Raw genomic sequence first — 13,085 nt, 5'->3', positions numbered from 1 at the left:
TGATTTTCTCCCTATCAAGGTTTACGCAATCCATTGCATTCGATGAAGTACTCGAAGGTTTCGGCAGACGTTTTTTCTAAACAATAACCAAACTCTTCTTTGAGTCGCCTGTTACTCAGTACTGGGCGATAACGCAAAAAATTAACCTGCTCTGGTCCTGTTGGCTTACCGGCCCACTTTGCCACCTGTAAGCCAGCTTTAACCAAACCCACTGGCAGGGTCAATAGCGGTTTATTAAGTCGGTTTGCGATATCCCTCATCGTCAGTGCGCCATCGCCTGCCATGTTGTAGATGCCAGTTTTATCCTCGCGAATACCTATTTCCATAGCACCAATCACATCTTGATCCCAAATAAACACAAAGGGCGACTCACTGCCTTTGAGCGCAAGCACACGCGGTGCCATAAACAGACTGGTAATTTGATTGCGCGTATCAGCGCCTAGTACCGTGCCAGGTCGAAAAATCAGCTGCTGTAGTTGCGGATGCTGCTCGCGAAAATCTGCAAGCATTTCCTCGATCTGCCTTTTGTGATCTGAGTAAGCAAACTCAGGGTTACCACGTAGGGCATCTTGCTCATCAATCCATTCAGGATTGTCAGCATGATAGCCGTAGGCAGCACCCGAGCTGGTGAGCGTTATATGTGCGACACCTGCTTTGATGCAGCAATCAAGTACGTTGCGCGTGCCATTGACATCGATATCATAGTCACGAGCACGATCTTTTGACGCTTGCAAGATAGAAGCGAGATGCACGACATGGGTGATGCCCTCTTCTTTTAGTAGCGTTGCCAAACCCTCATCGCGCACATCTAATACGTGGATTGGAAAGTCTAAGTCATCGCGCTTGCGAATATCTGTGCCGACGACATGGTAATGATCAGCCAGACGATTGCCCAACTGATGGCCGATGTAACCTGCGGCACCAGTGATTAATATCCGTTTATTCACTATGCTTTTATTCATAGGGTATCCGTGCCCAAACTTGTGAAAGTGTCAGTCCTGACACCAAATGCCATACGCCCCAGAATGCCGTGATCAGCATCATGCCGCCTGCCTCTGGGAAAAAAGTAAATAAAATAACCAGCCCTAGCCCTGAGTTTTGTATTCCTACTTCTAAAGTCACCGCGCGCCGATCAGCGACTGGCAACTTGAGCATCAGCCCCATGCCATAACCTAAAGAAAGTGCCAATAAGTTATGACCAACGACCAGCCAAAAAAAGCTATGAAAACGCTCTAAAAATAGCGCGAAATTGCTAGAAAAAGCGATTGCCACAAAAGCCATCAGCACGAGTAGGGAGAAAATACGTAATGGCTTTTGGATACGTACGACCAGATCAGGTAAGCGTCGCCCTGTTACCATCCCTAGCACTAAAGGTAACGCTAACACTAATAGAACCAGTATCAGAATACTACTAGGCTCAATCGTTATCTTTGTCAGATACTCACGCGTGTGTGGGTTAAGCCAACCGTAAAAGGCAAAATTGACTGGTGTTAATATAGCCGCAGCGAGACTTGATACCGCAGTCATACTGACTGACACCGCAACATTACCGCGTGCCAGCCAAGTCATAATGTTAGAAAAACTACCACCTGGGCAAGACGCGACCAAAATCATTCCTAGCGCCAACTCAGGATCAATATTCAACGCCCACGTAAACAGACACGTGGCTAGCGGCAATAGAAAGAATTGAGCGAACAGACCTGCTATCGGCGCAATGGGAGACAAAACGATACGCTTAAAATCTTCGAGACGTAAGCTCAATGACACGCCGAACATCATCAGCGCCAAGATGAAATTGAGCAGAATCAAGCTCCGTGGCTCAAACGCCACTGCCGCTATCATACTTCTGATGCCAATACAGGCTGTTCTGTTTCAAGCTCGGCAATATGCTTGGCCAGCGTCTCTAAGTATTCATCTTTATTCACGTAATATGCCATACGCGCAAGCTTAATATAATCATAGCCGCCATCGAGTGTTTTGCCTGCATACTTACGTTTCACTTTATTGAACTGTTTAACGGCTGCTGTATTTTGCTGACGCTGCTGAATATATAGTGCAACAAGCCGTGCTTGTTGATTTCGACCTTCCCAGCCCAGCCCTGCTGCCTCAACCATACCCATCATAAATAAATTATCATGCTCAGGATGAAAGACATTCATATAAAGCTGCGGAGCGTCATGATTGGCAGGCCAATTAAGCTGCGCGCGCTCAATAAATGGATAATCTAGTAAATACCCAGTCGCCATAAGAATCAAATCATAATCATGACTTTCACCATCACTAAAAGTCACCGTATGACCATTGATGCGGCGAATATCACGACGCGCTTTAATATCGCCATGACCCAAATGATGTAATACCAATGAATTGACCACAGGGTGTGATTCGTACATGCGATAGTTAGGGTTTGGCAGTCCATAATCAGAAGGTTTTCCGATGACCATACAAATCATCGCCGCATCCATGCGCTGCTTGATTGGGCGCGGTAACTTTAGTTTTCCGCCTAGTGTGTCAATTGGCTGACCCTTGATAAATTTGGGCAGAAAGTAGTAGCCGCGGCGCAGACTGATATCCACCGACTTGGCATGATGTACCGCGTCAACAGCGATATCAGCGCCCGAGTTACCACAACCAACGATCAACACACGTTTGTCTTTAAATACTGACGGGCTACGATATTCAGAGGAATGCATCAACGTGCCGGCAAACGTACCCGGCAAGCTTGGGATATTGGGGGTATGTAAAGTACCATTTGCCATGAGCACACCATCAAACAGTCGCGACTGCTTTTGACCATTGCACTCGCTAACTAAGCGCCAGCCATCCCCTTCAGGCACCATGCTGACCACACGCGTGGAGAATTCGTAACGTGATTTTAGATTGAAAGTATCTGAAAAGTCGCGGAAGTACTGACGGAGCTGGGTATGATGAGGATACGCCGCGACTGAGTCACTCATAGGAAACTCTTTGAACTCCGTCATACGCTTGGACGAAATCAAATGGGCACTTTCATACATGGTACTGTGCGGATTATCGATATCCCATAGGCCCCCTACATCTGTGTGTAGCTCAAAGCCGATAAAAGGAATATTGAGTTTTTGCAAATTTCGGGCTGCAGCAAGCCCCATTGGACCTGCCCCAATTACTGCGTACATAAGCGCCACCTTAAAAATCCATTTCAATTATATAAATCAGTCAATTCCGTTTGACTGCACCTCTGGTGGGCGATACCAGTGTACTCCATGCCCCTGATAAAACAATAGCATACATTGATATATGAACTGGCTCAAATGAATAAATTGTCCATATAGACTACTTATAATAGGTAAACCCATCCTCTGCTTTATACTTCTTTTTTGCTCGCTCTATACAGCCTAATCTTCTCCCAAATATAAAAGCACTGCCCTATTTATAGAGGATGCTATTAGCACCTTATCTAGCAACAGCCGTACTTTACCAAACCTAGTATATTTAAAATTGACTCAGTAATTCATTGTAATAGAAATGATTATCATTATAATAACGATTTAAATTACATGCTGGAAATATTCATGCAACTGTCTCGCTTATCTGCTGCTTTGTTTCGTCTTAACTCTCTGAATGTGTCTGGCGCTTCTCTACGATTAGCATCCATACCTTCACGCCTAGTATCAACGAAATCGCTACCTCTAAAATCACTATGTTCAGTCATCATACTAACTACAAGTCACTCGGCATGGGCGCTAGTAGATGATGCAGATACTCAAACCACCCCTAATGTAGTACTGGACACTATCGTCGTGACCAGTAGTGCTGATGCGTCAGCAGATGGGCTACCTAACGCATATGAAGGTGGCCAAGTTGCGACAGGCAGCCGCGTCGGACTCTTGGGCAACCAAGACATCATGGACACGCCGTTCTCTACCACCTCATATACCAATGAATATATCGCCAATCAGCAAGCGCAAAGTGTGGGCGATCTACTCAAAAAAGATCCTACTGTACGTGTGGCAAGAGGTTTTGGTAACTTTCAAGAAGCCTACTTCATGCGTGGCTTTATCACCACATCAGATGACACCATGTACAATGGTCTATACGGCATCTTACCAAGACAATATATCGCAACTGAATTATTCGAGCGCGTCGAAGTCCAGCGCGGTGCCTCAGCGATGTTAAATGGCGCGGCACCGAGTGGTGGTAACGCAGGCGGTACGATTAACCTGTTACCCAAACGAGCGGATAATGAGCCACTACGTCAGCTAACGCTTGGTTATGGTCAAGGCGACCAAGGTAAGGTCGCAGTAGATGTCAGTGATCGCTTCGGTAGCGATGATGCTATTGGCGTTCGTTTTAATGCGGCTTATCAAGATGGTGACAGTGCTATCGACGATGAATCATCGACCTTGGGTTTGGCTGCCCTTGGTTTGGACTATAGAGGGGATCAGTATCGTCTATCAGCCGATTTGGGCTGGCAAGACAATAAGCTGTCAGAGACTCGTCCTAGTGTCAATCTTGGTGGGGTGTCTAGTGTACCAAATGCTCCAGACGGCTCAAAAAATTGGGCGCAGCCTTGGAGTTATTCAAACGAGGAGGATGTCTTTGGTACGATTCGAGGAGAATATGACTTTAATGACAATATTACCGCTTATGGTGCTTATGGTGTGCGAAATGGCGAGGAAGAAAACTCACTAGCCACTTTAACTGTCAACAACGTTGATGGTGCGGGTACAGTTTATCGCTTTGACAATACTCGAGAAGATAAAGTACAAAGCGCCGAGCTCGGTCTGCGTGGTCAATGGCAAACAGGTAAGATTGATCACAATTGGGTACTAGCCGCCGATCTTTATGATCAAGAGGAAAAAGGCGCTTACGCTTTTGACTTTGGTAATCAACCCGCGACTAATTTGTACCACCCTACCGACTACGCTGAGGTCCCTTTTACAAGCACAGCAATCTTCGGTGGTAACTTAGACGATCCAAAACTAACCAACAAAAAGCAATTTCAAAGCTTTGCGTTAGCAGACACGATCTCACTGTTCGACGATAAGCTAAAAACTACGGTAGGCGTGCGTCATCAGAACTTAAAAACCACCAGCTATGATGCTAATACACAAGCAGAAACTGGTAGTTATGATGAAAGCGCATGGACACCAAGTGTCGGTATCGTTTATCAGCCAACAATGGACTGGTCTGTGTATGGTAATTATATCGAAAGTCTAGCACCAGGAAAAAGAGCGCCTCTAACTAACGATAATGGCGCTGTCACTAATGGTGGTCAAAATCTAGATCCGTACGTGAGTGAGCAAACTGAACTGGGTGTGAAATATGACAATGGTATGATTGGCAGTAGTCTCGCTGTCTTCCGAACTGATGAACCGCGTGCTTATATCAACAACTCAAATACGTTTACTGCTGCTGGAGAAAATCGTCATCAAGGTGTGGAGTTGACTGTCTTTGGTAGCCCAAGTGAAAACATGCGACTTAATGCGGGTGTTACCTACTTGAGTGCTAAGCAAAAAGACACTGGTGATAGTGCATTAGATGGCAATCGAGTGATTGGTGTGCCTACCTTACAGAGCAATGTCAACCTAGAGTATGATTTAGCCGCCGTTGAAGGACTGACATTAACGGGCGATATTATCCACACAGGCTCTCGTTATTCGGATAATGCCAATACCTTAAAGGTTGATGGTTATACTACCTTAGACCTTGGTGCACGCTATCGCACTATGCTGGCAGGACAAGACGTTACTCTAAAAGGTATGGTAACCAATGTCACAGGTGAAGATTATTGGCAGTCAGTGGGCGGTTATGCAGATTCAGGCTATCTAAATGCAGGTGAACCAACGGCCTTAAAAGTATCGGCAACGTTCGATTTTTAAGCTTTATTAGTAGGCTTTCTTAGGTTCTATAAAAGGGATTAGGCGCGGCCTACTCCCTTTTCTGCTATCAAAAATTTATTTTATTACTGAGTTACTATGTCTTCTCGTACCACAACGTCTTCTCATACCACAGTGTCCTCTCGTACGACCGCTTCTTTATATCATATGATTTGGGCGAATTATCGTCTGCCCTTTCTCAAAGTCATTCTGCTAAATCTGGTCAATGCTGCTGTCAGTGTCGGTATTATTGCTTATATCAATCACACCTTTATCAGTCAGCCAGTATTTGATACTTTATCTTGGCTCAGCTTGGGGCAGTTCTCCCTGCTGGTACTATTACTGCTAGTGACGACGTTTTTGTCGCAATATGCATTGACGCGATTGGGACATCGATTTGTCTATGAGCTTAGAACCAAACTGGTCAAACAAATCATCGATACTACCGTTCCTCAGATAGACCATTTGGGTAGTGCACGCTTACTTGCCAGCTTATCCTCAGACATTCAATCAATTACCGTTGCTTTTGTCCGTATGCCAGAGCTGGTACAAGGTATCATTTTATCTGTTGGCGTTGGGCTATATCTGGGCTGGTTGTCGTTGCCATTATTGTTTATTGTGATGTTTTGGATTGTGATGACGATTTGGATAAGTACTATATTGGTCAAGCATGTTTATACGCATTTGACCGAATTAAGAGAGATTAATGACGCGTTATATCAGGATTATCAATCGATAATAGAAGGTCGTAAAGAGCTGGCTCTTAATCAACACCGAGCAGAAAAACTGTATACAGATGACTTCTTGGCTCATGCCAAATCGTACGAGAAGACCGTAACCAAGTCTGATACTTTTCATTTATCAGCGGTGAACTGGTCCAATATTATGATGTTCGCATCGATTGGTATCGTGTTTGCAGTGGCCAATTATCTTGATATACCAATGGGGGTTGCTACTACTTTTTCTTTGACGATTTTGTTTATGCAGTCGCCGCTCCTACATGCGGTTGGCGCTTACCCAACATTGCAGACCGCTCAAGTTGCGCTAGAAAAGATACAGTCTTTAGAATTGGCCGAGCATCAGCCAAGCTTTGCGACAGATACTGTTGCACAGGACTGGCAGTCCATAACTCTGAATAATATCAATTATCGCTATGTAGGTAGTAGTAGTCATGCACTAGACACAGCGGTTAATGATAATGCTCAAAATAGCGATAACAGTGATAACAATCAGAACCCTTCCGATAATATCTTAAAGTCCGTCAATTTAACCTTGTGCCGAGGTGACGTGGTTTTCTTAATCGGTGCGAATGGTAGCGGTAAATCCACCCTTGCCAAAATCATTACTGGTATCTTTACCCCCACTACAGGGACGGTACAAGTCGATGGACAAAACGTTAATTCAGAGAACAATGCCGATTTTAGACAGCTATTTTCTGCGATTTTTAGCGACCAGCATCTATTTAAGCAACTGATTGGATATGAGGGCAATGAGCCTGATGCGGCCCTAGTGTCTGACTGGCTGCATAAGCTCAATCTACAAGAAAAAGTAAGTGTGTCTGACCATAAACTCTCTACAGATAAGCTGTCGCAAGGTCAGAGAAAACGCTTGGCTATGCTAATCGCTGTCGCCGAACAAAAAGACATATTACTGCTCGATGAGTGGGCAGCCGACCAAGACCCTGCTTTTCGCCGCGTGTTTTATCAGACGCTCATCCCTGAGCTAAAAGCCATGGGTAAGACACTGTTTATCATTAGTCATGATGACGGTTATTTTGAGCATGCTGATCGATTATTACTGATGAAAGAAGGCCGTCTCATTGAGCTAAATGCCGAAGAGCGACAGCGTGCCAGCAAAGATGCCATTGCTATGCTCAAGTAAGCAATGCTTTAACTACTAGCATGAACCGATTTATTTCAATCCCATAAAACGTTTGATCAACTTTAAGCTAAATAGCAGTTAATCTGAGCAGTTTTTGAAATAGTCCGCTTTTAACATAAGTAATTTTAAGCAAAAAAAGGAGCGCCTTACTACAAGACGCTCCTTTGCTATATCGAGAACAACGATATCTTACCGTTCGCTTATTTGAACCATTTCTGTAAAAACCCAACTCGAGAAATCACCAAGAGGTCTAATAGCGCGATAGCTATAATCGCAATAATAGCAGTCGGGAATATGATAGCCACAACTAATAAAGGAATAGCAAGCGGCCACCAGACGGAAACATTTAAGCCGCGAGCTGGTGGGTTTAATCCTACGTTATTACTCGCCTGACGAGGACGACGCTGCCACCACATGATATAGCCACTGACACAAATAGCGATTACCGCTAGGCAAAATAGTACATTAGCCAGTACGCTCCACCATCCGAGCGTGCCCATATGCAGCGCGATACCAGCCGCCATGAATTTACCAAACGCATTATAGTCATCAAAATGAATATCAGCCAAAACGTTACCCGAATAACGGTCGATATGTACCGTACGATCTGCTGTCGGACTTTTCATATCATAGCTCATTGAATCTTGGCTAATGGTCCAGACGCCTGTACTACCTTGTGGCAGGTTCAATTGATAACGCCCTACAAAACCGATTTCACGAGCGTAGCGATCCACTGTATCAATCATAATAGGGATATTGGCAGCGATACCATCTTTACCCATGGTCGTGCCTGACACAGGCATTGGCGTCAGCTCAAGTACCCAAGGAACTTCTTTTGTGTCGCTTGAGTTTAGAGCACTGCCATGTGTGGGTGCATCAGTATGCGCCTCTGACGCTGCCGCACCATGTACATGCGGCGCTGGTGTAGACTCTTGCATCGTAGCATGTTGACTGTGATCAATCGATACTGGAACAGGTGCAACGCCCCACTTACCCGCAGGAAACTGGCTCCATGCTTGCACCACTCTTTCACCCCATACACCTGCCCATGCCATACCTGATATACAGAAAAACAGTAGCAGCACGGATATCCAACTGCCCAATGTCGCATGAATCGTACGGATAAAAGAGCGTTTTTTCTTATTGGTTACCCTCTCGTTAGGTATCAGCATCGCTTTGACTGATTTACGTTTTTGCCACCACAGATACCAACCAGACAGAATCATCAAAATAGTCAATGAGGCCGCCGTTTCTAACAGATAATCACCGACTTTACCAATCAGCAAATCACTGTGAATATCATTGAACGTACTATAAAGACCGCTACTAGTAGGCACACTTTGAACAATATCGGCCGTATAAGGGTTGACTGCCACCATATTGCTTTGGTCGTCTGATTTTATCTGAAATAAAGCCACCGTATCGGTATCACGAGGGGCGATATATTTAACCAGTGTGCTATCAGGCAAGGTGCTCAGCGCGTTCTTTGCTTGAGTAGAGACAGGTGATTGAACCGTAGACTCTGGCACGACAACCGTTAAGCGGTCGTTGTCACGTCCTGCTGTGTTAGACATAAACAGCATACCGAGCGCCGTTATCGCCAAGACAACTAAAAAGGGAGCAACAAAGATACCTGCATAAAAATGCCAACGCCACACTGTGAAATAGCGTTGGTTGTTGGTGGATTGGTTGGAGGGTGTGTCCATAAATGTGACCTTAAACAATCTTTGGTTGCTCAATAAACAACGTAAACCTATCGATAATAGTAATACATCTGCTTGCAAGACCAATTTTAAAAAGTCTCGTAGAAAGCTGGAATAACGCTGTACAGTGGCGTCGATAAAGCAATGTAAAAACTCTACTGTAAATAATTGTATTCAGAATGCTGCTGCATAATACGAGAAAAATCTGACAAAAACCATCGTTTAAACCACATCGCTCAAAACAGCAAGTCTGTGTGACTCTATTCGTAATACTGCTTCATTTGCAACACTGCGTCTCTACCTTTTTAAGTTCTGCAAATACTTCTCAAAACTGTCTCGTTGTAATTTTTTAATGATAATAATTATCATTAGTGTTATTATTAGCGTCGTTGTAAATTTGCTTTAACTGTTATACATAATATTTAATCATTTTAGTCCAAGAGGAAATCTGATGCGGTCTCATCTAACCACTAACGTCATTCGCGAAAAATATCTCACCACAGCAGTACAAATTGGCCTGATCATGGGTATGAGTCACGCCGCTTACGCTGTAGAGACGACAAACAATACTGAAAACGATGAGGCTGCTACACCATCAGCCACCTTAGATGCTATTACTGTCTACTCAGATGGCTATCGTAGTACTGGCACCAAAACTGCATTGGACCCAAACGACGCGCCAATGAGTTATACCAGAATCGATCAAGACCTGTTGCAAAAGCGTCAGGCAGATAGTATCAATGCTGCTCTACGATATGAGCCTGGTGTCAGCGCTGAGAGCCGCGGTACGGTATCTATCTTTGATGAGTACAATATTCGTGGGTTTAAGACCTATTCAAACTTTTATGACGGACTAAGACTACCCTACGATGGCGCTTGGAATCTGATGCCACAAGTCGATGTCTATGCGACTGAAGCGGTAGAAGTCGTGAAAGGTCCTGCCTCTTCCCTCTATGGCTATGCAGCACCCGGTGGTATGGTGAACCAAATAGCCAAAGCCCCTAAGAGCACTCAAGAGAACGAAGTGCAGCTGCGACTCGGCAATCAAAACCTAAAAGAAGTGGCCGTCGATAGTACAGGGCCTATCACGGACACATTGAACTATCGCTTAGTCGCGCTAAAACGCCAAAAAGACGGTCAAATGCAAACCACAGAAGAAGAGCGATTGCTGATTAATCCATCGCTTGAATGGCAGGCAACTGATGATGTTTCAATACTTGCCAATCTATTTTATCAAGATGATCCAGAGATGGTACCTTCTACCCCATTGCCTGCTGTCGGCACCGTCTACAATGCAAGCTATGGCAAATTGGGTAGTGATGCCTATGCAGGCGATGAATGGAATAAATTTAGTAAAGAAGTATTTATGCCAAGTGTCACCGTAAACTGGGATATCAACGACCAGTTAACTTTTAAACATATCACGCGCTATACCGATGCCGAGGCGCAACAACGCAATATGTATAATAGAGGGTTTGTAGAAGGTAGTGACACGGTTCTCAATCGTGTGGCATATACCACGGATGAGAACATGAATAACTGGACCACGGACAACCAACTGGCCTATACATTCGATACTGCCAATACCTCACATAACCTATTGTTTGGTGCTGAGTATCAAGAGACAGACAGCAATGCGGTTTATTATGATGCGGGCGCAAATGGTACACCAAATCTTGACCTGTCTAATCCAGACTTCTCACAGATAAATACGGCTACGCTACCGCTGGATACTTATCGTCAGACACAAGATATCGAACAAAGCCAGCTTGGATTCTATGTGCAAGACGAAATGAAGTGGCAAGATTTGACCGTTGTCGCCGGACTGCGTCACGATAACTTCGAGAGTACGACTAAGCAAACTGACGCCTCTCAAGGTGCCGTTTATAATAATGAGACGTTTGGTAATGATGCGTCAGAGACCAGCGGCCGTCTCGCTGCGATCTATGATTTTGACAATGGCTTATCACCATTTTTTAGCTATTCAGAGTCATTCCAACCCATTGTTGGTAGCAACTTTATTACCAATAAACCGTTTGAACCGACCACTGCCGATCAATTAGAAGCTGGTATCAAATATCTGTCTCCAGACCGTGCGACTCAAGGAACGCTTGCCGTATTCGATATCACACAGAAAAATGTCGTAGTAACCAATCCCGCTGATTATCGACAGAAGGTTCAAACTGGTGAAATTCAATCAAAAGGCTTTGAAATATCAGGCAGTCGTATGCTTAATGACTGGGTAGATCTCGCGGCAAGCTACAGCTATACCGATGCTGAGATCACAGAAGATGAGTTCAACCCTGATGTGGTCGGCAACACTCCTGCCCAAACTGCCAAACACAAAGCCACGCTATGGGCAGACTACTATGCTACGGACAAACTCACTCTAAATGCTGGCATTCGCTACGAAGACGGCATGCAGATTGACAAGCAAAACTCCGATGAACTGCCAAGTGTGACGCTGGTAGATGTCGGCGGCAGCTATCAGATCAACCCTATGCTGGCGGTGGGCGCTAGTATCAACAATCTGTTCGATAAGACCTATGTCGGTGCTTGTTACGATATCAATAACTGCTGGATGGGACCTGAACGTCAAATGTCAGTCAGCCTAAAAGCCAATTTTTAATAAATACTACAAGCAGCGGGTTGGTTCTATTAGCAAGCCAATCCGTTGTTAGAAGGAACGCACAATATGGCAAAACCTACTCCAAGAGTACTAGAAGTTATTGGCACTAGATACATTACGCTAAATATGTGCCGTGTCACGCTTGGCGGTGCTGGCATGGTTGATTTTCCTATCGATCAAGAAAGTGCTTATATCAAACTGATATTTCCTCAAGGTGGCGACAACAAGCCACTGATGCGTACTTATACGGTGAGCGTGCAACGTGATGATGAAATAGATGTTGATTTTGCTTTACATGAGACGGAAGGACCTGCATCGGCATGGGCACGAAATGCGCAAGTCGGCGATCAAATTCTGATAGGTGGTCCAGGGCCAAAAAAGCTCATCCACAATGAAGCAGATTGGTTTTTGTTGGTCGGTGATATGACTGCGCTACCAGCAATTACGGTCAACTTAGCCCAGTTGCCTACTGATGCTCATGGTTACGCAGTACTTGAGGTGACGACTGAGGCAGATCGTCAGACACTCAAAAAACCAGAGAACGTCGAGATACATTGGGTGATTAATGCGCATCCAAATGCAGACGATAGCCCCTTACTGGACTGTGTTAAATCTTTGAGCTGGCTTGATGGTCAACCTGCTGTTTGGGCAGCATGTGAGTTCCATAGTATGCGTGCATTGCGCCAGTACTTCAAAGTTGAGCGCGCGATACCAAAGACGCATTTATATGTTTCTAGCTACTGGAAAGTCGATAGCACAGAGGATCAGCATAAAATCGTCAAAAGTCAGGATGCGCAAACGGAAGAGCAGTAATTACGTATTTCGAAACAAAAAAGGAGGGGCTAAGATTAACCCCTCCTTTTTTATAGCCTGCTGCTTATCACAATTCAGCGGTCTTTATATTACCCTCTTTCACCCGACTAATCGTCAGCCCCGTGAACCCAAACAGTAGCGTCAATAGCAGTGACAAATAACAGAAGAACGCATAAGGCAGATAATCTAATACTGGCACCC

At 44.8% G+C, this 13,085-nt stretch carries 8 protein-coding genes; 4 read left to right on the top strand and 4 right to left on the bottom strand.

Features of this window, described 5'->3' with window-relative positions; genetic code table 11:
* Window positions 1-14: 14 nt before the first annotated feature.
* From QL886_RS12690 to QL886_RS12680, 3 genes are read right to left on the bottom strand one after another with little or no spacing between them, the layout of a single operon-like run.
* Window positions 15-962 carry an SDR family oxidoreductase gene (locus tag QL886_RS12690; RefSeq protein ID WP_290179015.1) on the bottom strand — a complete coding sequence of 316 codons (948 nt, stop codon included), beginning with the start codon at window positions 960-962 and terminating at the stop codon, window positions 15-17.
* On the bottom strand, window positions 955-1,842 hold the full coding sequence (locus QL886_RS12685; RefSeq protein WP_290179014.1) for a bile acid:sodium symporter family protein: 888 nt from the start codon (window positions 1,840-1,842) through the stop codon (window positions 955-957). Before QL886_RS12685 ends, QL886_RS12690 begins: the two co-directional genes overlap by 8 nt.
* Window positions 1,839-3,155: an NAD(P)-binding domain-containing protein gene (locus QL886_RS12680; RefSeq protein ID WP_290179013.1), complete on the bottom strand. Its 1,317-nt coding sequence runs from the start codon at window positions 3,153-3,155 to the stop codon at window positions 1,839-1,841. Before QL886_RS12680 ends, QL886_RS12685 begins: the two co-directional genes overlap by 4 nt.
* A gap of 396 nt (window positions 3,156-3,551) precedes the next feature.
* Between QL886_RS12680 and QL886_RS12675 the strand changes: the two genes are divergently transcribed.
* Both QL886_RS12675 and QL886_RS12670 read left to right on the top strand, forming a co-directional pair.
* On the top strand, window positions 3,552-5,861 hold the full coding sequence (locus QL886_RS12675; RefSeq protein WP_290179012.1) for a TonB-dependent receptor: 2,310 nt from the start codon (window positions 3,552-3,554) through the stop codon (window positions 5,859-5,861).
* Between the two features lie 96 nt (window positions 5,862-5,957).
* A complete protein-coding gene (locus tag QL886_RS12670; RefSeq protein WP_290179011.1) occupies window positions 5,958-7,739 on the top strand; it encodes a multidrug ABC transporter permease/ATP-binding protein in 1,782 nt (593 codons plus the stop codon).
* 200 nt (window positions 7,740-7,939) lie between these two features.
* On the opposite strand, the gene QL886_RS12665 is transcribed toward QL886_RS12670, so the two are convergent.
* A complete protein-coding gene (locus QL886_RS12665; protein WP_290179010.1) occupies window positions 7,940-9,445 on the bottom strand; it encodes a PepSY domain-containing protein in 1,506 nt (501 codons plus the stop codon).
* A 448-nt stretch (window positions 9,446-9,893) separates the two neighbouring features.
* Here QL886_RS12665 and QL886_RS12660 point away from each other — a divergent pair, with 448 nt between their 5' ends.
* Entirely contained in the window at window positions 9,894-12,071 is a 2,178-nt protein-coding gene (locus tag QL886_RS12660) for a TonB-dependent siderophore receptor (RefSeq protein WP_290179009.1), read from the top strand.
* A 66-nt stretch (window positions 12,072-12,137) separates the two neighbouring features.
* A complete protein-coding gene (locus QL886_RS12655) occupies window positions 12,138-12,884 on the top strand; it encodes a siderophore-interacting protein (protein WP_290179008.1) in 747 nt (248 codons plus the stop codon).
* The last annotated feature ends 201 nt before the right edge of the window (window positions 12,885-13,085 follow it).

It is taken from the genome of Psychrobacter sp. APC 3281 (genome assembly GCF_030407815.1).
GTDB lineage: Bacteria > Pseudomonadota > Gammaproteobacteria > Pseudomonadales > Moraxellaceae > Psychrobacter.
The sequence above is the reverse complement of the archived record's forward strand: the minus strand, read 5'-3'. Positions and strand labels throughout refer to the sequence as shown.